General features: G+C 64.4%; 18 protein-coding genes. 7 read left to right on the forward strand and 11 right to left on the reverse strand.

What is annotated here, in order from left to right; translation table 11 throughout:
* Positions 1–225 precede the first annotated feature (225 nt).
* Entirely contained in the window at positions 226–2,505 is a 2,280-nt protein-coding gene (locus tag ACIPHM_RS22195; protein WP_400333134.1) for an NADP-dependent malic enzyme, read from the forward strand.
* Between the two features lie 148 nt (positions 2,506–2,653).
* Here the strand turns inward: ACIPHM_RS22195 and ACIPHM_RS22200 are convergent, their stop codons facing one another.
* The gene (locus ACIPHM_RS22200; RefSeq protein WP_400333137.1) at positions 2,654–6,220 is read right to left on the reverse strand and encodes an indolepyruvate ferredoxin oxidoreductase family protein; all 3,567 of its coding nucleotides are present in this window, start codon (positions 6,218–6,220) and stop codon (positions 2,654–2,656) included.
* Between the two features lie 614 nt (positions 6,221–6,834).
* Here ACIPHM_RS22200 and ACIPHM_RS22205 point away from each other — a divergent pair.
* Positions 6,835–7,044, forward strand: a complete 210-nt coding sequence (locus ACIPHM_RS22205) for a hypothetical protein (RefSeq protein WP_400333139.1) — start codon at positions 6,835–6,837, stop codon at positions 7,042–7,044.
* A gap of 237 nt (positions 7,045–7,281) precedes the next feature.
* The gene (locus ACIPHM_RS22210; RefSeq protein ID WP_400333142.1) at positions 7,282–7,776 is read left to right on the forward strand and encodes an Lrp/AsnC family transcriptional regulator; all 495 of its coding nucleotides are present in this window, start codon (positions 7,282–7,284) and stop codon (positions 7,774–7,776) included.
* A 94-nt stretch (positions 7,777–7,870) separates the two neighbouring features.
* On the opposite strand, the gene ACIPHM_RS22215 is transcribed toward ACIPHM_RS22210, so the two are convergent.
* From ACIPHM_RS22215 to ACIPHM_RS22255, 9 genes are all read right to left on the reverse strand, one after another.
* Positions 7,871–8,527, reverse strand: a complete 657-nt coding sequence (locus ACIPHM_RS22215; RefSeq protein WP_400333145.1) for a GNAT family N-acetyltransferase — start codon at positions 8,525–8,527, stop codon at positions 7,871–7,873.
* 244 nt (positions 8,528–8,771) lie between these two features.
* The gene (locus tag ACIPHM_RS22220) at positions 8,772–9,428 is read right to left on the reverse strand and encodes a TetR family transcriptional regulator (RefSeq protein WP_400333148.1); all 657 of its coding nucleotides are present in this window, start codon (positions 9,426–9,428) and stop codon (positions 8,772–8,774) included.
* Between the two features lie 9 nt (positions 9,429–9,437).
* Positions 9,438–10,214: a DUF1835 domain-containing protein gene (locus ACIPHM_RS22225; RefSeq protein ID WP_400333151.1), complete on the reverse strand. Its 777-nt coding sequence runs from the start codon at positions 10,212–10,214 to the stop codon at positions 9,438–9,440.
* 212 nt (positions 10,215–10,426) lie between these two features.
* The gene (paaE, locus tag ACIPHM_RS22230) at positions 10,427–11,515 is read right to left on the reverse strand and encodes a 1,2-phenylacetyl-CoA epoxidase subunit PaaE (protein ID WP_400333154.1); all 1,089 of its coding nucleotides are present in this window, start codon (positions 11,513–11,515) and stop codon (positions 10,427–10,429) included.
* 23 nt (positions 11,516–11,538) lie between these two features.
* Entirely contained in the window at positions 11,539–12,159 is a 621-nt protein-coding gene (gene paaD, locus ACIPHM_RS22235; RefSeq protein ID WP_400333168.1) for a 1,2-phenylacetyl-CoA epoxidase subunit PaaD, read from the reverse strand.
* Positions 12,160–12,175: 16 nt separating this feature from the next.
* Positions 12,176–12,979, reverse strand: coding sequence for a 1,2-phenylacetyl-CoA epoxidase subunit PaaC (paaC, locus tag ACIPHM_RS22240; RefSeq protein ID WP_400333170.1), 804 nt, complete (start codon positions 12,977–12,979; stop codon positions 12,176–12,178).
* A gap of 68 nt (positions 12,980–13,047) precedes the next feature.
* Positions 13,048–13,344 carry a 1,2-phenylacetyl-CoA epoxidase subunit PaaB gene (gene paaB / locus ACIPHM_RS22245; RefSeq protein WP_039393802.1) on the reverse strand — a complete coding sequence of 99 codons (297 nt, stop codon included), beginning with the start codon at positions 13,342–13,344 and terminating at the stop codon, positions 13,048–13,050.
* Between the two features lie 33 nt (positions 13,345–13,377).
* Complete coding sequence (gene paaA, locus ACIPHM_RS22250) at positions 13,378–14,385, reverse strand: 1,2-phenylacetyl-CoA epoxidase subunit PaaA (RefSeq protein WP_400333172.1); 1,008 nt, start codon at positions 14,383–14,385, stop codon at positions 13,378–13,380.
* Positions 14,386–14,613: 228 nt separating this feature from the next.
* The gene (locus ACIPHM_RS22255; protein WP_400333174.1) at positions 14,614–15,582 is read right to left on the reverse strand and encodes a GlxA family transcriptional regulator; all 969 of its coding nucleotides are present in this window, start codon (positions 15,580–15,582) and stop codon (positions 14,614–14,616) included.
* Positions 15,583–15,953: 371 nt separating this feature from the next.
* Between ACIPHM_RS22255 and ACIPHM_RS22260 the strand changes: the two genes are divergently transcribed.
* The 4 genes from ACIPHM_RS22260 (at position 15,954) to ACIPHM_RS22275 (ending at position 20,990) form a co-directional block, all read left to right on the forward strand.
* The gene (locus ACIPHM_RS22260) at positions 15,954–16,577 is read left to right on the forward strand and encodes a M24 family metallopeptidase (RefSeq protein WP_400333192.1); all 624 of its coding nucleotides are present in this window, start codon (positions 15,954–15,956) and stop codon (positions 16,575–16,577) included.
* A 205-nt stretch (positions 16,578–16,782) separates the two neighbouring features.
* Entirely contained in the window at positions 16,783–17,298 is a 516-nt protein-coding gene (locus tag ACIPHM_RS22265; protein WP_400333176.1) for a sigma-70 family RNA polymerase sigma factor, read from the forward strand.
* On the forward strand, positions 17,295–18,305 hold the full coding sequence (locus ACIPHM_RS22270; protein WP_400333178.1) for a FecR domain-containing protein: 1,011 nt from the start codon (positions 17,295–17,297) through the stop codon (positions 18,303–18,305). The genes ACIPHM_RS22265 and ACIPHM_RS22270 overlap by 4 nt, the downstream gene beginning before the upstream one ends.
* 171 nt (positions 18,306–18,476) lie before the next feature.
* Entirely contained in the window at positions 18,477–20,990 is a 2,514-nt protein-coding gene (locus tag ACIPHM_RS22275) for a TonB-dependent siderophore receptor (RefSeq protein WP_400333180.1), read from the forward strand.
* A 101-nt stretch (positions 20,991–21,091) separates the two neighbouring features.
* Here the strand turns inward: ACIPHM_RS22275 and ACIPHM_RS22280 are convergent, their stop codons facing one another.
* On the reverse strand, positions 21,092–22,660 hold the full coding sequence (locus ACIPHM_RS22280; protein WP_400333183.1) for a phospholipase D family protein: 1,569 nt from the start codon (positions 22,658–22,660) through the stop codon (positions 21,092–21,094).
* Positions 22,661–23,075: the final 415 nt, after the last annotated feature.

A 23,075-nucleotide genomic window follows, 5' to 3' on the forward strand; every position in this document is an offset into this window, starting at 1 on the left:
CCGCCGCAAGTCCCACGGTCCGACGCGCGTGAGCGCGGCATACAGGATCGGGGAAGCGATGGTCATCACGCCGTCGCGCCGAGAAGAACCCCGTCGACGACACAATCGCCGAATCCCTCCGGTTGGCTCTTCCCCCCGCCGTGATCCGTCAAAAGACGGCTGAGTCCACACGCTGCCCGCATGCGGCACGGGCCCGGCCGTCGCTCTGTTCTTAGGTATCGAGATATGGATGAACAACTGAAACAAAGCGCCCTGGCGTACCACGAGAATCCGCGTCCGGGCAAAATCTCGGTGACGCCGACCAAGCCGCTGTCGAACCAGATCGATCTGTCGCTGGCCTACTCCCCCGGCGTGGCCTACGCCTGCGAAGCGATTGCCGAAGATCCGCTCGCCGCGAACCGCTACACGTCGCGCAGCAACCTCGTCGGCGTGATTACCAACGGTACGGCCGTGCTGGGTCTGGGCAACATCGGTCCGCTCGCCGCCAAGCCGGTCATGGAAGGCAAGGGCTGCCTGTTCAAGAAGTTCGCCGGTATCGACGTGTTCGACATCGAACTCGCCGAACACGATCCGGACAAGCTCGTCGAAGCCATCGCCATGCTCGAGCCGACGCTCGGCGGCATCAACCTCGAAGACATCAAGGCGCCGGAGTGCTTCTATATCGAGAAGAAGCTGCGTGAGCGCATGAAGATTCCGGTCTTCCATGACGATCAGCACGGCACCGCCATCATTGCCTCGGCCGCTATCCTCAACGGTCTGAAGGTCGTGGGCAAGGACATTGCCAAGGTCAAGCTGGTTTGCTCGGGGGCCGGCGCTGCCGCCATCGCCTGTCTGGACCTGCTCGTGAACCTCGGCCTGAAGAAAGAGAACATTCTCGTTCTCGACTCGAAGGGCGTGATCCACACCGGCCGCGACAAGCTCGACGAGAGCAAGGCGCGCTACGCCGTGGCGACCGAAGCCCGTACGCTGGCCGACGCCAGCAACGGCGCCGACGTGTTCCTTGGCTGCTCGACCGCCGGTGTGCTGAGCGGCGACATGGTCAAGACGATGGGCACGAAGCCGCTGATTCTGGCGCTCGCCAATCCGGAGCCGGAAATCCGCCCGGAAATCGCCAAGGCTGCGCGTCCGGACTGCATCGTCGCCACCGGCCGCTCGGACTACCCGAACCAGGTCAACAACGTGCTGTGCTTCCCGTTCATCTTCCGTGGCGCGCTCGACGTGGGCGCCACCACCATTACGGAAGAGATGAAGCTCGCCACCGTGCGTGCCATCGCCGAGCTGGCGCAGGAAGAAGAGCAGAGTGAAGAAGTCGCGCGAGCCTATGAAGGCCAGTCGCTCGAATTCGGTCCGGAATACATCATTCCGAAGCCGTTCGATCCGCGTCTGATCATCAAGATCGCTCCGGCTGTGGCACAGGCCGCCATGGACTCGGGCGTGGCAACGCGTCCGATCAAGGACATGGACGCCTATCGCGAACAACTCGGCACGACCGTGTATCGCACCGGCTTCATCATGCGTCCGGTATTCGCCGCGGCCCGTGCACGCTTCGGCAACGACGCTGCCCGCATCGTGTTCGCCGAAGGGGAAGACGAGCGCGTGCTGCGCGCTGCGCAGTTCGTGCTGGCCGAGCGTATCGCCAAGCCGATCATCATCGGCCGCCCGGCCGTGGTGGAAATGCGTCTGCAGAAGATCGGCTCGAAGCTCAAGCCGGGCGTCGACTTCGAGATCGTGAATCCGGAAGACGACACGCGTTATCAGCGCTGCTGGCAGGCGTATCACAACCTTGGCGCACGCCACGGTGTGACGCCGGAAGTCGCCAAGGCCGCCATGCGCAAGGACAACACCCTGATCGGTGCGATCCTCGTGCGTCTGGGCGAAGCCGACGGCATGATCTGCGGCATGATCGATACGTACCACCGCCATCTGGATGTGGTCGATGAAGTGCTCGGCCGCGCCGCTGGCGTTGAGAACTACGCGGCGATGAACCTGCTGATGCTCGAAAATCGCAACCTGTTCATCAGCGATACGTACGTCAACGAAGTGCCGACGTCGGAGCAACTCGCCGAGATGACCGTGCTGGCCGCGAAGGAAATCGAGCGCTTCGGCATCGCCCCGAAGGTGGCGCTGCTCTCGAACTCGAACTTCGGCAGCGTGAAGTCGGCATCGGCCCAGCGCATGGCGCACGCCGCGGAACTGCTCGCCAAGCGTGCACCGGCGCTGGAAGTCGACGGCGAAATGCACGGCGACGCGGCCCTGTCGGAAACGATCCGCCGCGCGGCTTACCCCGCGTCGCGTCTGTCGGGCGAAGCGAACCTGCTCGTCATGCCGAACGTGGAAGCGGCGAACATCACGTACAACCTGCTCAAGATGACGGGCGGCGAAGGCGTGACGGTCGGCCCGTTCCTGCTCGGCTGCGCCAAGCCGGTTCACATCCTGACGCCGGCCGCAACCGTGCGCCGTATCATCAACATGACGGCCGTTGCTGCGGCCAACGTCAGCCGTTGATGACTGGGTGGACGTGCCCGCCAGGGATTGTTACCCGGTGAGCGCGTCAGCCGGTAGCGCATAAAAAAAATCCCGCCAGACGCTCACGCGCTGGCGGGATTTTTGTTGGGCGGCCCCTCGCCGCTTGCCGCTCGCGGATGCTGGCGGATCAGGCCGCTGCGCGGTGCGAGCCGCCCTCGCGCCATTGCGCGAGCAGCTTCGTCCACTTGATGCGCGTGGCCGCGAGGTTCTGCTCCTTCACATGGCCATAGCCGCGAATCTCCTGCGGCAGCTCCGCGAGTTGCAGGGCCAGCGGCACGTTGTGCTCGTCAAGACGCGACACCAGTTCGTTGACCAGCGTCTCGTACTCGCCGATCAGCGCGCGTTCCGTGCGGCGCTCTTGCGTCCGGCCGAAGATGTCGAACGCCCCGCCGCGCAGCCCCTTGAACTTCGCCAACACGCCGAAGGCCTTCATCATCCACGGGCCATAAGCCTTCTTGATGAGATGACCCTTGTCGTCGTGCTTGGCCAGTGACGGCGGCGCGAGATGGAAGCGCAGCGAGAAGTCGCCTTCGAACTGCTCGTTGATCTTCTTCATGAACGCCGGATCGGTGTACAGACGCGCCACTTCGTACTCGTCCTTGTAGGCCATGAGCTTGAAGAGGGCGCGTGCCACAGCTTCGGTCAGCGGCATTTGCGAGGCGTCGGCCGGCAGGGCCGACTCGGCGGCACGCACGCGCTCCACCGTCTGCTTGAAGCGCTCGGCGTAGGCGCGATCCTGATACGCCACGAGCTGGTCGTAACGGCGCTGAATGAGCATGTCGAGGGCGCGCGGCGTATGCAGCGTAATCAGCTTGCCGCCCGTGGCCGACGACTCGGGCGCCTCGTGCTGAAGCGCCAGCTTGCGCACGGCCGCCAGATCGTGTGCGGCGCGGCGTCCCCATTCGAAGGCCTGCTTGTTCTTCTCGATGGCCACGCCGTTCAGTTCGATAGCGCGCGTGAGCGCCGCGTACGAGAGCGGCACCCAACCCTTCTGCCATGCGTAGCCCAGCACGAACGGGTTCGTGTAGATGGTGTCGCCGAGCAGGCGCAGCGAGAGATGATTGGCGTCGACGAAATCGACGTGATCACCGGCTGCCGCCCGAATGTCGTTCTCGGTGCTGGCACCGGGGAAGCGCCAGTTCGGATTGCGGATGAACTCGGCTGTCGGCGTGTGGGCGCTGTTCACAACGACGTTCGTCACACCGTGCTGCACGCGCGAGAGCGTGTCGTCGCTGGCGGTGGTGATGGCGTCGCAACCGATCACGACGCGGGCGTCGCCCATGGCGATGCGCGTTGCGTGAATGTCTTCCGGTTGCAATGCGATCTGCACGTGGCTCGTCACCGCGCCGCCTTTCTGGGCGAGTCCGGTCACGTCGAGAGTTGTGACGCCCTTGTTCTCCAGATGCGCCGCCATGCCGAGCAGGCCGCCGATCGTGACCACGCCCGTGCCGCCCACACCCGTCACGAGAATGCCGTACGGACGCGTGATCGCCGGCAGCGCCGGTTCGGGCAACGGCGGCAGGCCGCTGCTGTCGACTTGCGCCGTCCTGGGCTTGCGCAACTGACCGCCTTCGACCGTCACGAAGCTCGGGCAGAAGCCGTTCAGGCACGAGTAATCCTTGTTGCACGTCGACTGATTGATCTGACGTTTCGTGCCGAATTCCGTCTCCAGCGGCTCGACCGACAGACAGTTCGACTTCACCGAGCAGTCGCCGCAACCTTCGCAAACCGACTCGTTGATGACCACGCGCTTGGCCGGATCGGGGTACGCGCCGCGTTTGCGGCGGCGGCGCTTCTCCGTGGCGCACGTCTGGTCGTAGATCAGGATCGAGGTGCCTTTCACCAGACGCAACTCGCGCTGCACGCGGTCGAGTTCGCTACGGTGATAGACGGGAATGTCGCCAACGAGCTTCACGCCGTCGTACTTCTCGGGCTCGTCCGTCACGATGACGATCTTCGCCGCGCCTTCCGCATCGACCTGCGCCACGATCTGCGGCACGCTGAGGGTGCCGTCCACCGGCTGTCCGCCGGTCATGGCGACCGCGTCGTTGTACAGAATCTTGTAGGTAATGTTGACCTTGGACGAGATCGCCGCGCGAATCGCAAGCAGGCCCGAGTGGAAATACGTGCCATCGCCAAGGTTGGCGAAGATGTGTTCATCGCACGAGAACGGCGCCTGCCCGATCCAGGGCACGCCTTCGCCGCCCATCTGCGAGAAGGTGTCGGTCTTGCGGTCCATCCACACGGTCATGTAGTGGCAACCGATCCCTGCGACGGCGCGCGAGCCTTCGGGTACGTTCGTCGACGTATTGTGCGGACAGCCCGAGCAGAACCACGGCTTGCGCTCGACCGCAACGCGCGGCTTGGCCAGCGCTTGTTCCTTCGCTTCGATCACGCGCAATCGTGCGGCGATGCGTTCGCGCACGTCGCTCGGCAACTCGAATTTTTCCAGACGCGTTGCGATCGCCTTGGCGATCAGCGCGGGGGAGAGTTCGTAGTGCGCAGGGAGCAGCCAGTTGGCCATCGGCACCGACCATTCGCCGCCGGCGCCGTCCTTTTCATCGAACTTGCCGTACACACGCGGACGCACGTCGTCGCGCCAGTTGTACAGCTCTTCCTTGATCTGGTATTCGAGAATCTGCCGCTTTTCCTCAACCACCAGAATTTCCTGGAGCCCTTGTGCGAACGCGCGCGCACCCTGCGCTTCGAGCGGCCACACGCAGCCCACTTTGTACAGACGAATGCCGATGCGCTGGCATGTGGCCTCGTCCAGCCCGAGGTCGGCGAGTGCCTGACGCACGTCGAGATACGCTTTGCCGCCGGTCATGATGCCGAAGCGCGCATGGGGCGAATCGATCATCACGCGGTCGAGCTTGTTGGCGCGTACGTAGGCGAGGCCTGCGTACCACTTGTAGTCGATCATCCGCGCTTCCTGCACGAGGGGCGGATCGGGCCAGCGGATGTTCAGGCCGTCGGGCGGCATGATGAAGTCGTTCGGCAGATGGACGTCGACGTTGTGCGGGTCGATCATCACCGAGGCCGACGATTCGACCACGTCCGTCACGCATTTCATCGCGACCCACAGGCCGGAGTAACGGCTCATCGCCCAGCCGTGCAGGCCGTAGTCGAGATACTCCTGCACATTCGACGGATACAGCACCGGAATGCCGGCGGCCTTGAAGACGTGTTCGGACTGATGCGCGAGCGTGGAGGACTTGGCCGCGTGGTCGTCGCCGGCGAGCACCAGCACGCCGCCGTGCTTCGACGAACCCGCCGAGTTGCCGTGCTTGAACACGTCCATCGAGCGGTCGACGCCCGGGCCCTTGCCGTACCACATCGAGAACACGCCATCGAATTTGGCCGGGTACAGATTGACCTGCTGCGAGCCCCACACGGAAGTGGCGGCGAGGTCTTCGTTCAGACCCGGCTGGAAGACGATGTGGTGGCTGGCGAGGTGTTGCTTCGCTTTCCACAGCGACAGATCGAGACCGCCCAGCGGCGAGCCGCGATAGCCCGAAATGAATCCGGCGGTGTTGAGCCCGACGGCGGCGTCGCGCGCTTGCTGCAACATCGGTAGTCGGACCAGGGCCTGGATGCCGCTCATGTAAGCGCGACCGCGCTCGAGCGTGTACTTGTCTTCGAGCGTGACCGATTCTAGTGCGGCCAGCAAACTCGGATTGACGGGGGCGTTCATGGGGTGTGCTCCTCACTCTCACTGATTTTGGGATCGCCAAAACTTCCTGCCCCTCCCGCTCTCGTGAAGCAGGGCGGCAGCGGTGAATGCCGGCCTTCTGATGTCGCTTGCCCGAGCGCTCACTTGCGTGATGTCACCCGATGGGCGGGGCCGTTTTTCGTGATGCTGATGCCAGTCGGACTTATGGTAGCACCGGTGTCATGGCGTTGCCTGACGGTCGCGATGACGCCTCATCGGTGCCCGATCGAGCGCAGCATCACGCGCATTATGACGTTTACGTAAACGTCAGGTGGATGGCGTAAACCCTGTCTGGCGTTCTTTTCCGGCAGCCCCATATCAGTCACAGATGCGGCATCGAGCCGCATTTGTGCTTTCGGATTTCCCCTCAAAATGACGCCATTGTGTCGCGAATATGGTGGCAACCATACGTTTGTCGGTGTCTTCTGACACACGGGTAACAACGTGTAACGGTTCGGGGCTCACGGGAACGCAGCGGGCAGAATGCTCACTAATGCGTTACCCGAGGCGTCACCGAAGGCGTCGACACATTGGGTACGTTCACCGCGTGCAATCACTGCGCGCCGCAATAAAGCGATACGTAAGAAGGAGTCACTGTGAATCAACGAAACATCGCCAAATTCCTGCTGGTTTCCGCTTCGTTCCTGACCCTGGAAGTGAGCGTCGCTCGCGCCGACGAACTGGCGCGCGACAAGACGGCCGAACCTACCCCCATTACGCAGCAGCAAACCACGCAAGTGCCGCAGCGTTACGAAGGCCCGCTCGACCAGCGCACGATCGATCCGCGAGAATTTCAGCGCCGTTAATTTTCCCGTTCCTCGGAACGGACATCGTCTCTAGCTGCTGTACTGCCGTCGCTGTTCCCGCCAGCTCAGCGACAGGCTCCCGAACCCCAGGGCGCGGCCTGACCAGGCGAGCGCCCTTTTCTTTGTCGGTCACCTGCGCTGTAATTTCTTGTAATCGCCAGATTTAGGCATGGACTTTCTGAAAATTGATATTGTGAGCAATAATGTTGCTCACAAATACCAATAATGGGGAGGGATATGTCAAAAATGGACCTGGACAATATCGATCGGCGCATTCTCGCCTTGCTGCAAAGCAACGGCCGGCTTTCCAATCTCGAAATCGCCGAACAGGTGCGACTCTCGCCGAGTCCATGCCTGCGTCGCATTCGCCGTCTCGAAGAAGCGGGCGTGATTCGCGGCTATGTCGCTTTGCTGGAACCCACGCGTCTGGGGCTCGGGCTGCTGGCTTACGTCAACGTGCGTCTCGACAAACGGCATCCCGGTGACGGGGAGGGTGGTTCGGTCATCGAGCACTTTCGCCGCGTCGTCGACACATGGCCGGAAGTGGTCGGGTGCTACGCGATGGCCGGTGACATGGACTATCTGCTGCGCGTGCACGTGCGCGATATGGCGCACTTCTCGCGTTTCATGCAGACGCATCTGCTCGTGCATCCGAGCGTGGTCGACGTCAAAACGAGCTTCGTGCTCGACCAACTGAAGGAGACGACGGCGTTGCCGTTGCCGTTGCCGTGAACCCGCAACGTTCTCGACCCTCCCGTCATTCTGACGGGGACAAAAAAACCGGCCAATCGACCGGTTTTTTTATGGCGCAGTGCCGGGAGTTGGCTCAGGCCGCGCGTTGATCCGGCAGGAGCGCACCGACCAGACGACGCGCGTTGCGCAACTGGCGCTTGAGCGCGTAATCGAAGGCGGCAATCTGGTCCTGCATCATTTCCGCGAGCATCGACTGCGTGTCGGCCGGGGGGAGGCTCAGATAACCGTCGGCTTCGCCGTAAGCAAAATTGATCGCCATGCCGGCCTTCTTCGCGATACGCATCATGCGGGCATTGCGCGAGAGGCAGTGCATGTACAGCGTGTCGACGCGCTTGTTGCGGCAATGGATCGCCGCACGCTCGAACAGACGCGAACCGATGCCAAGGCCGCGAGCCGATTCCAGCACCGAGACGCCGAACTCCGCCACGCGGCCGTTCTTGCCTTCGGGAAGTTGTGCGACGTGCGCCACGGCAACGAGTGCGAGATTGTCGTCATAGACGCCAAAGACGCTATCGCGGGAGAAGTCGAGGCTGGCGACGTAGCGGGTGATCACGTCATCGGAGACGGCCTGGCCGAAACGCAGCAGGCGGTCTTCTTCGCCGAGCGCTAGGAAATGGCGCTGGAGTCGGTGGATGTCGCCGGAGGTCAGCTCACGAATCAGCACGCTCGACCGCTCGTTGGCGGCAACCGTCGCGCGTGCGACGTCGGGCGTGTGGTTCGGGGCAGTCATGGCGTAATCCTTAAGTATTCTTTAGTGCGTGTACTGAATTGTGCGACGCAAAAGAATTATACCTGACGGGGTAGGTAAAAACCCTAGGGAAATAATCATTCGCTGTGGAGGGAAGTGTCTAAGTCTCTGAAGAATGGCGTCTTTTCTGGATCTAGCTGCCAACGACACGCGATGGCGAGTTGCTGCGATGCAACAAAAAAGGGCGAATCATCGCCCTTTTTGTGTAAGTGAGTGTTCGCAAACTTTAGGGGCGCGGTGGCGTTGACGGTGCGGGAATGGCCGCTTCGATCCCCTCGGGCAGCGGCGCTGCCAGACCGTGTTCGAGTACGGCGATCACTTCGTTGGCGAAGTCGCGATAGCGCATGCGACCGCCGGGTTTGAGCCACGTGAAGGTCCAGTTGATCATGCCGAACAGCATCATCGTGAGCGCAGTCTGGTTGTGCTTGGCCACGCGCTCGGGGAAGGCCCGCGAGAGTTGGCGGGCAAACGCGGCCACCACGTCGCGTTGACGGTTGAGCACGATCTCGCGCTGTTCGTCATTGAGGAATTTCACGTCGTTGAGCAGCGCGATGTGACGCGTCTGCGACGTCTCGTACTCATCAAGGAACGCGCGGATCAGTTCGTGGAACGTGTCACGCTCCGACAGGCCGCGGCGCTGGCCGAGCGCCTCGACTTCCGTGACGATCAGCATCAGACGCTTGGTATAGCGCTCGAGCAGATCGAAAAGGATGGCGTCCTTGCTGGCGTAATAGTGGTAGAGACGGGCCTTCGAGGTGCCGCATGCGGCGGCCAACTCGGACATCGACGTGCTCGGATAGCTCGCGCGGGCAAAGGCGTCGGCGGCGACGTCGAGAATCTGTTCGCGCTGCGATTCGTGATCGGGCGCTTTGGTACGTGCCATAAACGGGGGTTACTCCAGTCGTAAATCGCACGCGGCGGCGGCCGTAGTGTCACCGCGTAACGCGAGTCGGCCTGCCGCACCGAGTTCGCGGCAGCGCCACAAAAGAAAACTGTCGGTGGCGAAAAAACCAGTGACGCGGGACATCATTTCGCCGAGAAACGCCGCCATCGGTGTCCAGGTGACGGGGGCGTGCGTCAGAATCTGATCGTCGATCTCGGTGAACGTCGCGCCTTCGAACGTGTTGTGCACCCACCGGCGCACCTGCGTGTTCACTTGCTTGAGCGCCCGCCATTCCAGCGAGAGACGGCCAATGCGCAGCAGCGAAATCGGGGCGATGCGCGCGAAGCGCTCGGCCAGCACTTCCGGGGAATACATGCCGACGCTGGTGCGACGCTCGGGATCGGAGTTCGCGAGATCGCTCCCGCGCAGCACGATCTCGTTCAGGCGCGCCGGCGTGTTACGCAACGTGAAGGCCACGCGGCGCAGCGTCAACTGATCGGACGCGCTGTCGCCATGCCAGCAAACCACCGCGTTGTCGCCTTCGGCGAGACGTTGCAGCGACGCGAGCTCTTCGCGCAACTGCCCTGCGTAATCGCGCCCGGCCGAGGGTGCGACGCGTTGCCAGAAAGCGGCCCGCTGCCGTTCGTTCTCGTCGATCTCGCGCACCGGGCCGATGGCCAGATCGTCACGCAGGATAAGGACGGGGTCGGCGCGCTGTGCTAGCGCCATCGCCGCGCGTAACTGCTGCGCGGCGAAATCGCCACAGACGACATGGATGGTATTCATGTCCGGTAGTTTACGGTATTCCCGCTACCTCGGGTTGACGCTCCCGTCATGCCGGAAATAATCGACGCATTGGCCGCACTTCACGCATGTTTCGGCTGCGTTGCCGTAGCGTTCGCACGCTACGGCAAACGGGCGTTCGACCTTCCGGCGGCCGTGAGGTCGTGCCCCGGAGCCCCGGCACGCCGACCCGTCAACGCCAAATCAACGCCAGATCAGCGCTCGTCGTAGCTCACCACAACGCGTTCCGTGAGCGGACGCGCCTGGCACGTCAGCACGAAGCCCTGTTCGACTTCGTAGTCTTCCAGCGTGTAGTTCTTGTCCATCGACACTTCGCCTTCGAGCACCTTCGCGCGGCACGTGCAGCACACGCCGCCCTTGCAGGCGTACGGCAGCGAGAGGCCCGCCGCGAGGCCGGTGTCCAGAATGCTCTGGCCTTCATAGGGCTGGCGAAGGCGGCGTTCCTTGCCGTCCATGACGACAACGAGTTCCGCCATCGGCGTGTCGTCGGTGATGACGACCGGCTTCGCGGCGGCTTGCGGCGTGGGCACGCCGAAACGTTCGACGTGGATCTTCTCCTTGGCGACACCGGCGGCGGCGAGCGCGGCTTCGGCGGCGTCCATCATCGGGCCGGGGCCGCAGATGAAGGCTTCGTCGATGCTCGACGGCGGGATCAGCGTGTCAAGGAACGCGGCGCACTTGTCCTGATTGAGCAGGCCGTTGAAGAGCTCGACTTCCTGCGCTTCGTCCGAGAGCACGTGATACAGGCGCAGACGCCCCAGATACGTGTTCTTCAGGTCTTCGAGCGATTCGGCGAACATGATCGCGGGCACCGAACGGTTGCCGTACACGAGCGTGAACTGGCTGTCCGGCTCGGCGGCGAGCGTCGTCTTGATGAGCGCGAGCATCGGCGTGATGCCCGAGCCGCCGGCGAAGCCGACATAATGCTTGGCGTTGTTTTCCGACAGACGCGTGAAGAAACGGCCATCCGGCGTCATCACGTCGATCTGCTGACCCGGTTTGAACTGGTCGTTCGCGAAGTTCGAAAACTTGCCGCCCGGCACGCGCTTGATACCCACGCGAAGCTCGCCCGTGGCGTCGTACTCGGGCACGCCAACGCAAATCGAATAGGAGCGACGGGCTTCTTCGCCGTCGATCTCGGTCTTGAGCGTGAGGAACTGGCCTTGGGTGAAGCGATAGGCGTCGCGCAGGGTGTCCGGCACCGTGAAGGCGATGGAGATGGCGTCGGCGGTCTCGGGCCGGATTTCGCGAATCGTCAGCGAATGGAATTGCGGGGTCGTCATCTTGGGCTTCCCAATCGGGTCAATCAATAGGGCTTGAAGTAGTCGAACGGCTCTTGGCACGTGCGGCAGCGGTAATGCGCCTTGCACGCGGTCGAGCCGAAGGCCGATACGACTTCGGTGTCGGTCGAGCCGCAATGCGGGCACGGCACACCGTCTTTCGGGCGGCCGTAGAACGTGATCTTGCGCGGCGCGTCTGCCGACACGGCATGCGTTCCCGTGGGCGGGGCAATGCCATAGCCGCGCAGCTTTTCACGCGCTTCGGGGCTGATCCAGTCCGTGGTCCAGGCGGGCGCGAGAACGGTCTTGATGTGCCACGGACCGAGTCCTGCGCGCGTCATCGCCGCGGCAATGTCCTCGGCGATCTGCTGCATCGCCGGGCAACCCGAGTACGTCGGCGTAATCACGATCTCGAACGCTTCTTTTTCACCGCTCGCGCCGTGGTCGTTCGTGACGACGCGCACATCGCGCAGAATGCCGAGCTCCCGAATCGACACCACCGGAATCTCCGGATCGGGCACCGATTCGAGCGTTTGCCAGGCGAGCGGGAGCGACGCCTCCGAGGCCGGCGTCAGCACGTCGGGCGCAACGGCTGGCGTGAGCGGCAGATTCGTCACCGCGTCGGCAAACAGGTTCGTCGTAGGCATGATGTGCGCGCGTGGCTTACCAGTTCGCGCCGGGGTGCTGGCGCGCCAGTCCCTGCATCTCGCCGAGCAGATAGCTCATGTGCTCGGAGTGATGGCCGAACTTGCCTGTGCTCTCGAACGCACCGCCAACCGGGGCGGTGAGCGTGGCTTCGGCGAGTGCATCGTTCACCACGGCTTGCCAGGCGTCCTTCAGCTCGGCCATGGTGATGCCTGTGCCGGCGGCGCTCACGGTGTCTTCGAGCGCGTCGCGCTTGAAGATCTCGTTCATGTACGGCACGAGATAGTCGAGCGCGGCCTGTGCGCGACGATGCGATTCTTCGGTGCCGTCGCCGAAGCGCACGAGCCAGTCGCGCGCATGGTGCAGGTGGTAATGGGCTTCCTTGACCGACTTGGCGGCAATGGCGGCGAGTGCTTCGTCGGCCGACTCGGCGAGCGCTTGCCAAACTTCGACCATCAGGGCCGAGTAGAGGAAGTTGCGCACGATGGTGACGGCGTAATCGCGCTCGGCCGCCGTGGTGCCGGCCGTGGGGCCGTAGTGGGGCAGTTCGACGAGCGTCCAGTTGCGGAAGGCGAATTCGTCGCGCCAGAAGGCGTAGTCGTCTTCCTGCTTGGCGACGCCGGTGAGTTCGGCTTCGAGCTTGGCGGCGTGCTGATACAGCATGCGTGCCTGGCCGATGAGATCGAGGCTCAGGTTGGTGAGCGCGATGTCTTCTTCCAGCACGGGGCCGTGACCACACCATTCCGCGTTGCGCTGACCGAGGATCAGCGCGTTGTCGGCGAGGCGCAGCAGATAGGACAGATGTTCCTGCGTCGGTTTCATGTTCTGGGGTCTCGCTTGGGGCGCGCCGTTGACGTGATGTTGAGCGATGCACGTCGGCGCGCGGCCGCTTACATGTGGTTCACTTCTTCCGGCAGTTGGTAGAAGGTCGGGTGACGGTAGATCTTGTCGGCGGCCGGATCGAACAGTTCGGCCTTGTCTTCCGGTGCCGATGCCGTGATGGCAACCGACGGCACGACCCAGATGCTCACGCCTTCCTGGCGGCGCGTGTAGACGTCGCGCGCCATGCGCAGCGCCATTTCGGCGTCGGCGGCGTGCAGGCTGCCGCTGTGCTTGTGTTCGAGGCCCATTTTGCTGCGCACGAACACTTCCCAGAGGGGCCATTCCTTGTTGCTTGCTTGCGTCATGATCGTTCCTGATGTCTTGTGAGGGCGGCGCGCTCAGGCGGCCTGCTTCTCGGCGCGCTGGCGCTGCTTGGCAGCGTGGGCGAGGGCGGCGTCGCGTACCCAGGCGCCTTTCTCGTGGGCGGCCACGCGGGTGCCGACACGTTCCTTGTTGCACGGGCCGTCACCGCCGACCACACGCCAGAATTCGCTCCAGTCGATCTCGCCGTAGTCGTGGGCCTTGCGGGCTTCGTTCCACTTCAGATCCGGATCGGGGAAGGTCACGCCGAGCACCCTGGCCTGTTCGACGGCGGCGTCGACGAACTTCTGGCGCAGGTCGTCGTTCGAGATGCGCTTGATGCCCCACTTCATGGTTTGCGTGCTGTGGATCGACTCCTTGTCGCTCGGGCCGAACATCATCAGCACCGGCCACCACCAGCGATTCACGGCTTCCTGCACCATGTCGCGCTGGGCTTGCGTGCCGCTCATCATCGAGAGCAGGGCGTCGAAGCCCTGACGCTGGTGGAACGACTCTTCCTTGCACACGCGGATCATGGCGCGCGCGTACGGGCCGTACGAGCAGCGGCACAGCGGCACCTGATTCATGATGGCGGCGCCGTCGACCAGCCAGCCGATCACGCCGACGTCGGCCCACGTGAGCGTGGGGTAATTGAAGATGCTGGAGTACTTGGCGCGGCCGGTGTGCAGCGCGTCGATCATCTGGTCGCGCGACGTGCCGAGCGTCTCGGCGGCGGAATAGAGATACAGACCGTGGCCGGCTTCGTCCTGCACTTTGGCGAGCAGGATGGCTTTGCGCTTGAGGCTCGGTGCGCGCGAGATCCAGTTGCCTTCCGGCAGCATGCCGACGACTTCCGAGTGCGCATGCTGGGAGATCTGGCGAACGAGTGTCTTGCGATACTCGGCGGGCATGTAGTCCTGCGGCTCGATCTTCTGGTCGGCGGCGACGCGCGCGTCGAAGCGAGCTTGCTGCGCCTGCTCCGCCTCGCTCAGGGCGCGCACGCCCTTGGGGCTGTTGCCGGCCAGATCGATGGCTTGCGTATACATAGAGGAAGGCCTCCGCGGTATGTGGGGATATGCAACGCATTATAAGCCGACCGGCCGGTCGGTCAATAAATGTTTTCCATTAGGCCGGGCGCCGGGCTAGTTCTGCGCTATCCCGCCGATCGTCGAGACGTTTGTCGCCACCACCCCGAATCGCATGGCGCAGATGCCGTGCGCGCAGATCGCCACGCGTATCGGCGGCGGGGCGGGGGAGCCACGTCGCCCCCGCCATCAACCCTGCGGCTGCCCGAAGTGCTCGCGGTACTGCTGCGGCGATACGCCAAAGCGACGCTGAAACACCTTGCGCATATTGTGCGGATCGCCGAAACCGCATTCCCAGGCCACGGTCTTGAGCGGTGCGTTGCCGTTCTCCAGCATGACCCGGGCGGCATCGACCCGGGCGGCGCTCACGAAATCGGCGGGTGTCACGCCCGCGTCGCGCGCGAACACGCGGGAGAAGTTGCGCACGCTCATCTTCGCCACGCTGGCCAGATCGCCGACCGACAACGGATCGGCCAGATGCTTCAGAACGTATTGCTGCACTTGCGCGACGGGCGAATTCGGCTCGGCGTACGGCGTGAGGTACGGGCTGAACTGCGACTGCCCGCCCGCGCGCTGCGTGAAAACCACCAACCGCTTCGCGACGTTGAGCGCCACCTCCTGTCCGTGATCCTGCGCGAGCAGATGCAGCGACAGATCGATCCCCGCCGTTACCCCCGCCGACGTATACAGGCTCCCGTCCTGCACGAATAGCCGGTCGACCTCGATGTTCGCCCCGGGCGCGCGCTCGGCCAGCACGTCGACATCGTTCCAATGCGTGGTCACGCGCTTGCCGTCCAGCAACCCGGCCGCCGCCAGGATCAGCGCGCCGTTGCAGATCGACCCGTAGCGCCGCGCGTGCGGGACCCTATCGTTCAGCCATCGGTAGACGTTCGGGCCGAGATCGTCCGTCAACAGCGACGGGCCGCCCGCCACCAGCAGCAGATCGACATGCCCGCCCACGTCCTGATAGTGACGGCGTGGCAGCAGCGTCATGCCGTTCGAGCAGGCAATGGCGCCGTGCTGCGTGCCGATGACCTCCGTCTGATAGTGATCGCCGGGGAGCAGGAAACGGTTGGCTTCGGCGAAGACATCCAGCGGCCCGCTCACATCGAGCGATTGCACACCGGGAAAAACCAGCAGGGCGACGTTTCGGATCATGGCGGCTCAGGAAGAGGGGCGGGCGCGCCGTTGGCGGCGCACAGAGGACGGCGGCTGGCAGTGATGCGACCCATTTTGGCAGAAAGCGTCGCATCGACAAGACTTCGGCCGGACGCTGGCGCGAAGATGCCGCTGCTTGGCGTAATCGGGCCGCTCGCGTTGCACGGCGGGCAGGGGCAGGGCCGGGAGAATCGTGGCTGTCGGTGACGGCATGCGCCGTCGCGATATCTCCCCCCAAACCCTGCTTCAACGAGAGGTTATCGATGTCGAATCAAGTGACTTCCCCCGCTTCCGCTTCCGCCTCCGCGATCCGCTACCCGGACGACGCCTCGCTGGCCGAGCGCGTTGGCCCGGCTTTCTCGGTCGACGGTATGCTCGCCGCCCGCAACAAGACCCGCGCGGCGATCCGCGATATCGCGGCGCAGGTGCGCCCGGGCATGGTCGAGGAAGACGCCGTCGCCATGGCCAGGGGCGTGCTCACGTCGGCCGGTCTGGAGTTGAGCTGGCACCCGACGCGCGTGCGCTTCGGCAAGAACACGCGCAAGCCGATGCGTGCGCCGTCCGAGCCCGGCGTGGTGCTCGGCGAGAACGACATTTTCTTCATCGACATTGCCCCGCGCTTCGAAGCGTGGGAAGGCGACGGCGGTGCGAGCTTCGTCGTGGGCGAGCATGACGAATACGCCCGTTGCGCCCGCGACGCCGAAGCGCTGTTCCACGACGTGCGCGAGAAATGGCAACGCGAAGGGGCGACGGGGCAGGCGCTGTATGCCTATGCCGACGACGTTGCCCGGCGAATGGGCTGGACGCTGAACTTCGATCTGCCCGGCCATCGCGTGTCGGACTTCCCGCACGCCGCGATCCACACCGGCTCGCTCGCGGATTTCGAGACGACGCCGTCGGCCATGCGCTGGATTCTGGAAATCCATCTGCGTGACCCGCAGAAGCGTTTCGGCGCGTTCTTCGAAGACATGCTGCTCGAAGACGCTTATTACTGATCGCGCCAGTCCACGTTCGCACTCCCGTTTCACCGTCCCAAGTCCCCCCGCCGGATACCGTTGTCGCTTACGCACTACGCGTAGCGACAACGGTATCCGGCGCGTCGTCCCGTGTGAACTTGTTTGTTATACTGCGAACGATTCTCATTTGCAAAACGGTGCCTGAGCCTCGCGGCCACACCTGGCCCGGGGACAGGAGGGGCGTATGCCCGCCGACGACACGCTGCAACGCGACACCACGTTGCAGGGACTCTACAACGATCACCACGGCTGGCTTCATGGCTGGCTGCATCGCAAGACCGGCTGCTCGCATCGCGCGGCCGATCTCGCGCACGACACCTTTGTACGTCTGCTGGAGCGCGATCCGCCGAGCATGCTGGCGTCGCCGCGGGCTTTCCTCACGACCGTCGCCCAGCGCGTTCTCTATAACTACTGGCGTCGCGAGCAGATCGAGCGTGCCTACCTCGACGCGCTGGCCCAACAACCCGAAGCGCTCGCACCATCTCCCGAAGAACGTGCCGTCGTGCTCGAGACGCTGCTCGAAATCGACCGCTGCCTCGACGGTCTGCCGCCGCTCGCCAAACGGGCGTTCCTGTTGGCACAACTGGACGGGCTGACGCATCCGGAGATCGCCGCCGAACTCGGCATTTCGCTGGCGACGGTCAAACGCCATCTGGTGCGCGCGGGTACGCAGTGCTTCTTCGCCATGGGGGCGCAATGACGAGCCGGGTCGGCGCCATTGCCGGATTCGACGCCGGTGTCGCGCAGCAGGCCGTCGAGTGGTGGGTGACGCTGCAAGGCGGCGATGCCACCGAGTCGCTGCGGGCAGCCTGTGCGCGCTGGCGCGAGGCGCATCCCGAGCATGAGCGCGCCTGGCGTCACATCGAAACCGCCGACCGGCGCATGCGTCATGTGTCGGACACGCTCGGCGCGTCGCTCGCGCAGGCGGCCCTGCGCGCCCCGCGCTCGCGTGGTCGCCGCATGGCCGTGAAGGCCATCGCCGGCGCGCTGTTCGTCGGCACCGGCGCGTGGGTGGCCAGCGATCCGCTGACTGTCCAATGGCTGCGTGCCGATGCACGGACCGGCGTGGGCGAGCGCCGCACGCTGCGTCTTGCCGACGGCACGACGCTCGTCCTCAATACGCGCAGTGCCGTGCGATTGTCGATGGACGGTGAGGTGCGACGCATCGCCCTCGTCGACGGCGAAATCATGGTCACTACCGGCAAGGACGCCGGGCATGTGCCGCCCCGCCCGCTGGTCGTGACCACGGCGCACGGCACGCTTGAGCCGCTGGGAACGCGGTTCGTGGTGCGTCAGACCCAGGGGAGCAGCGACGCCACGGTGCAAGTGTTCGAAGGCGCGGTCCGGGTGACGCCCGCAGCCGCGTCGGCCAACGATGCGGCGGGCGCGCAGATCGTCCACGCGAGGGAGCAAGCGCAATTCCATACCGGTGGCGTGGGGCCGGTGCAACCGCTCACGGACGGCGACGGGGCATGGGCGGACGGTATGTTCGTCGCCGTCGATATGCGGCTCGACGCGTTCCTCGCCGAGCTCTCGCGCTATCGCCGCGGATATCTGCGGTGCGATCCGGCGGTCGCCTCGTTGCGGGTGTCCGGAACGTATCCGCTTGCCGATACCGACGCGATCCTCGGCGTGCTCCCGCACGCGTTGCCAGTGTCGGTGGCGTCCGTCACGCGGTATTGGGTAACGGTCGGGCCGCGCGGATGAGCGCCGGTCGGTGGGCTTGGCGCGCATAGGTACGGGTAGGCGCGCATAGGCGCCGATGGCGCGTCCGCCGACTTTTTTCGGTGTTTTGTACGGTCAGTGAGCTGTTTCGCCGGTCTCGCGTGACAAGGGGAGTGAAACCTTCTCTTTATTGCCTGAACGAGATCTCACATCATGGCCGTCGCTTTACCCGAATTCCCGCGTGTTTCCTCCGGTTTGCATCGACGTCGCATTTGCGCGGGCGTTGCGCTGACGTTTGCTTCGTTTGCCTGCGCCGCGCTCGCGTTGGGGGCCAGCGTCGCCCATGCGCAGACGGCGGCCCAACCGCAGGCGCCGTCAAAGGTCGCGGCGGCTGCGCGCGCCTACGACATTCCGGCGGGGGCGCTCGACGCCGTGCTCACGCGCTTCGGCCGTGAGGCAGGCATTCTCCTGACGTATACGCCAACGTTGACGGCGGGCCGGCAAAGCCCCGGCGTGCAAGGCCGCTTCGACGTGGCGGGCGCGTTCGGCCAGTTGCTGGCCGGCACCGGGCTGACGGCCTCGCCGCAGGGCGCCGGGTACACGCTGGTGCCGCAGGCAGCGCCCGTCGCGGCAACGCTCGCCGCAGGCGGCGGATCGGGAGACGTGGCGCTGCCGACCACGCATGTGCAGGGCCAGGCCTGGTCCGACGCGTATCGCATGCCCGCGGACGCCAATGTCACCCGATCCGATGCGCCCGTCCTCGACATCCCCCAGGCGATCAACGTGGTGCCGCATCAGGTGCTCGCGGACCAGCGCGCCCGCACGCTCGACGATGCGCTCGTCAATGTCAGCGGCATCGTGCAGGGCAATACGCTTGCAGGTACGCAGGACACGTTGCTCAAGCGTGGTTTCGGCGGCAATCGCGACGGCTCGATCATGCATAACGGCATGCCGCTCGTGCAGGGCCGCGGGCTCAACGCGAACGCCGATTCGGTCGAAGTGCTCAAGGGGCCGACGTCGCTGCTGTACGGGATCATGGACCCGGGGGGCGTGATCAACGTTGTCAGCAAGCGTCCGCTGCTCAAGCCCTTCACCGCAGTGAGCGTGGCCGGCACGACCTACGGGCACGGCAAGAACGGCATGGAAGAGACGCTCGACACGACCGGCCCGATCGGCGATTCGGGGCTTGCGTACCGGCTGGTCGTCGATCAGAACAATCAGCAGTACTGGCGTAACTTCGGCTCGCAGCGGGAGACGCTCGTCGCACCGACGCTTGCGTACTACGGACGCGATACGCAAGTCGTGCTGTCGTACGAGTACCGCAATTTCCTGACGCCGTTCGATCGCGGCACCGTCATCGATCCGACCACGAACAAGCCGCTCGCGATCTCGGCGCGCGAGCGTCTGGACGACGTGCACAACGAGATGACCGGGCAGTCGCATCTGGCGCAGATTACGGTCGATCATCAGTTCAATCCGGACTGGAAGGCGCACTTCGGCTACAGCTACAACACCGAGACTTACGATGCGGGGCAGTTGCGCATCACCGGCGTGAATCCGTTGACGGGGATCATCTCGCGCAGCAACGACGGCACGCGCGGCTCGGACAGCACCGACAGTTACGGCACGGCTTACCTCGATGGCAAGGTGAACGTGGCGGGCATGCGCCACGACTTGCAGTTCGGCGGCGATTGGGAATACCGGCGCATTTACCGGCGCGACCTGATTCGTCAGGCGGCGAAGTGCACGTTCTCGTACCTGAATCCGGTGTACGGCTGCGAGGTGATTCCGACCACGGTGTCCGCGAGCGACAGCGATCAGACCGATACGCTGCACGACGCGTCGCTCTTCTTCCAGGACGCCATTCACGTGACCGACCGATGGATCGTGGTGGGCGGGGTGCGTCTGCTGACGTATAGCCAGTTCGCGGGCAAGGGCCGTCCGTTCAAGGCGAATACGGACATCAGCGACTCGAAGTGGCTGCCGCGCGCGGGTGTCGTCTATAAGGTGAGGGACTATCTGTCGCTGTATGGCAGCTATTCCGAGTCGCTCAAGCCGACGTCGACCATCGCGCCGCTCTCGGGTGGGACGGTGATCGATTCGAATGTCGCGCCGGAGCACGCCAAGTCGTATGAGGTCGGGGCGAAGCTCGATATGCCGAGCGGGCTGAGCGGTACGCTGGCGGTGTTCGACATCGATAAGCGGAACGTGCTCGTGTCGCAGTTCAATAGCGCGACGAATTCGCTGGATTGGCGCACGTCGGGGGCGGCGCGCTCGCGTGGGGTCGAGCTCGATGTGTCGGGACGGATCGGACAGCGCTGGAACGTGATCGCCAGCTATGCATTCATCGACGCGAAGACCACGGACGATCCGCTTTATGCGGGCAATACGCTGGTGAATGCGGCACGTCATACGGCGTCGCTGGCCGGGGTGTACGACTGGGGTCCGGTGCTGGGGGATGGGAGCGGCAACCTGCGTCTGGGGGCCGTGGGGCGGTATATCGGGTCGCGTCCAGGGGATTCGGCGAACAGCTTTACGCTGCCGGCGTATTTCGTCGCCGATGTGTTTGCTACGTACGACACGAAGATCGGACGTCATCCGGTGCACTATCAGTTGAACGTCAAGAACGTATTCAACAAGACGTATTACCCGTCGAGCGCCAGCCAGTACTTCGTGGCGGTGGGCGATGCGCGCTCCGCAACGTTGTCCGCGACGTTCGAGTTCTGATCGACTGGGGGACGTCGTCTCTGAAAGAGACACCGCCGCGCCCGGGATGCCGGGGCGGCGGTTTTTGTTTTGGGTCGGGGGTGAGGGTGATAGCCCGACGCTCAGAGCAGGTCGTCGCTCGGTAACAGGGTGAAGGCGCCTGCGACCGCGTTACGTCCGAAAGACGCGTAGGGCTCGACGTCGAACGTGCGCGGCTGGCCGTTCTCCTCGCCGACCCAACGTAATGCGGGCATGGTCGGCGGGGTGGGCGTGGGCGGCGCGGTGCCTGGCGGTACCAGCTCGACGTGGAAGCTGGTGCGGGGGGATGTCGCCCGGTCGAAGATCCCGGCCATGCGCTCGGCGAACTCGGGGCTGTGGATCACGAGCGCCAGCTCAGTGTTCAGACGGACCGAACGCGGATCGAGATTGAACGAGCCGAGGACGACGTCGCGCCGGTCGATGATGTACGCCTTGCCGTGCAGGCTCGCACGTGACGAACCGCCGAACGTGACGCGCCGGGAGGTGGACTCGCCGTCGTTGGTGCGGATGGGCTTGAATTCGTACAGCTCGATGCCGGCTTGCAGCAGGGCCGGGCGATAACGGGCGTAGCCTGCGTGGACTGGGACGACGTCGGTCGCGGCGAGGGAGTTCGTCAGCACGCGCACTTTGACGCCGCGTGCGGCTAACGCCGACAGGAATCGGACGCCGCCGTCGAGCGGCACGAAGTAGGGGGAGATGATCAGAACTTCGCGCTGTGCGTGCGCTGCGAGTTGGCGCAGTTTGTCTGCGGGTGCGCTTTGGGTCTCGGCGGCGGGAACGTCGAGCTTGTCGGGGCTGTCGGCGGCGAGTTCGGCGGGAGCCCAGAAGAGCGGGACCGTGCCGTCGCGCAGGCTGGCGGCGAGGGGCGGCTGGTGCAGCGCTTCGCGTCCGGCGGGGACGCTTTCGGCGTCGCGCCAGTGTTGCGCCAGGGCTTCGCGGGTGTCGTCCAGCGTCTGCCGGTCGATCTTCGACTGGACTTGCTTGAGCGGGTAGGACTGGGGGCTTGTCCAGAAATGGTCGAAGCTGCGGGAGATGGCGTCGACGACAGGCCCCGCGCACAGCAGATCGAAATCGCGGAAGGAGAGGTCGGGATTGGCGTCGAAGTATTCGTCTCCCAGATTGCGGCCACCCACGATGGCTAGCTGGTTGTCGGCGACCAGCGCCTTGTTGTGCATGCGGCGGTTGAGCTGGTCGAACTGCGAGAGCAGGTTGCCCGCACGCTCGAGGATGGTGGTGTCGCGCGTGTCGAACGGGTTGAAGACGCGGATTTCGATGTTGGGGTGCTGATCCAGCGCCGCGAAGACGGGGTCGGTGTGGCGGCGATTGATGTCGTCGACCAGCATGCGTATGCGCACGCCGCGGTTGGCGGCGTCTATCAGTGACTGGAGCAGGAGACGGCCGGTGATGTCTTCGCCCGCGCTGTAGTACTGGACGTCCAGACTATGCTGCGCGGCCTGCACCAGTGCGAGGCGGGTGGTGAAGGCGGATGAACCCGTCGCGAGCAGTTGGAAGCCGGACTGCCCCGGATGCGTGCTGATCGCCGGGGCCAGCGCGGCGGCGAGCGCGCCGGGGGTGGCGGCCGGCGTGTGGGTCGTCCACTGAGAAGGCTCCGGCTGCGGACGAACCGACATGCAGGCGGCAACGAGGAGCACGAGTGGTATGAGCCGGACGACTTGCCAACGGTGGGAGCAATGAGCGCGAAGCAAGCGGAGGACGCGTGACAGGGACATCTCGAACGCTCTTATATAGAAGGGGGATATCGACGCCGGCGCCGTCTTTCCATATAGGCAAGCGTTCAGGAAGCATATGCGATTTCATTCGTTGCGTCGTCGGGGGCGGCCCGGATACATTGGGTCCGTCTCCTCCATGTGTCCTGTCCCATGGATCTTGGCCCGCCCACGACGCGGGCCTTTTTTTGCCCTTTTCAAATTATTTTCACAAAGTGCTTGCCAGGGTTCGGGGTTTTCACTACTATCTCGTCTCTCGCAACGACAGCGACGCAGCGCAAGCGGCGACGGAGTTGGGGCGACGGGCTGGAAAGCCCGGTGGTTAGTGGTTTTCGAGCGG

Origin of the sequence: Pandoraea sp. NPDC087047 (assembly GCF_044745225.1) — a bacterium.
In the GTDB taxonomy this organism is placed as follows: Bacteria; Pseudomonadota; Gammaproteobacteria; order Burkholderiales; family Burkholderiaceae; genus Pandoraea.

What these genes read in the sequence shown, in the direction of transcription:
- ACIPHM_RS22260 (WP_400333192.1), top strand. Translation starts at nt 15,954, where the DNA reads ATGCTCGCCGCCCGCAACAAGACCCGCGCGGCGATCCGCGATATCGCG.
- ACIPHM_RS22210 (WP_400333142.1), top strand. Translation starts at nt 7,282, where the DNA reads ATGTCAAAAATGGACCTGGACAATATCGATCGGCGCATTCTCGCCTTG.
- ACIPHM_RS22255 (WP_400333174.1), bottom strand. Translation starts at nt 15,582, where the DNA reads ATGATCCGAAACGTCGCCCTGCTGGTTTTTCCCGGTGTGCAATCGCTC.
- ACIPHM_RS22195 (WP_400333134.1), top strand. Translation starts at nt 226, where the DNA reads ATGGATGAACAACTGAAACAAAGCGCCCTGGCGTACCACGAGAATCCG.
- ACIPHM_RS22220 (WP_400333148.1), bottom strand. Translation starts at nt 9,428, where the DNA reads ATGGCACGTACCAAAGCGCCCGATCACGAATCGCAGCGCGAACAGATT.
- ACIPHM_RS22270 (WP_400333178.1), top strand. Translation starts at nt 17,295, where the DNA reads ATGACGAGCCGGGTCGGCGCCATTGCCGGATTCGACGCCGGTGTCGCG.
- paaA (WP_400333172.1), bottom strand. Translation starts at nt 14,385, where the DNA reads ATGTATACGCAAGCCATCGATCTGGCCGGCAACAGCCCCAAGGGCGTG.
- ACIPHM_RS22200 (WP_400333137.1), bottom strand. Translation starts at nt 6,220, where the DNA reads ATGAACGCCCCCGTCAATCCGAGTTTGCTGGCCGCACTAGAATCGGTC.
- ACIPHM_RS22215 (WP_400333145.1), bottom strand. Translation starts at nt 8,527, where the DNA reads ATGACTGCCCCGAACCACACGCCCGACGTCGCACGCGCGACGGTTGCC.
- paaB (WP_039393802.1), bottom strand. Translation starts at nt 13,344, where the DNA reads ATGACGCAAGCAAGCAACAAGGAATGGCCCCTCTGGGAAGTGTTCGTG.
- ACIPHM_RS22275 (WP_400333180.1), top strand. Translation starts at nt 18,477, where the DNA reads ATGGCCGTCGCTTTACCCGAATTCCCGCGTGTTTCCTCCGGTTTGCAT.
- paaD (WP_400333168.1), bottom strand. Translation starts at nt 12,159, where the DNA reads ATGCCTACGACGAACCTGTTTGCCGACGCGGTGACGAATCTGCCGCTC.
- ACIPHM_RS22265 (WP_400333176.1), top strand. Translation starts at nt 16,783, where the DNA reads ATGCCCGCCGACGACACGCTGCAACGCGACACCACGTTGCAGGGACTC.
- paaE (WP_400333154.1), bottom strand. Translation starts at nt 11,515, where the DNA reads ATGACGACCCCGCAATTCCATTCGCTGACGATTCGCGAAATCCGGCCC.
- ACIPHM_RS22225 (WP_400333151.1), bottom strand. Translation starts at nt 10,214, where the DNA reads ATGAATACCATCCATGTCGTCTGTGGCGATTTCGCCGCGCAGCAGTTA.
- paaC (WP_400333170.1), bottom strand. Translation starts at nt 12,979, where the DNA reads ATGAAACCGACGCAGGAACATCTGTCCTATCTGCTGCGCCTCGCCGAC.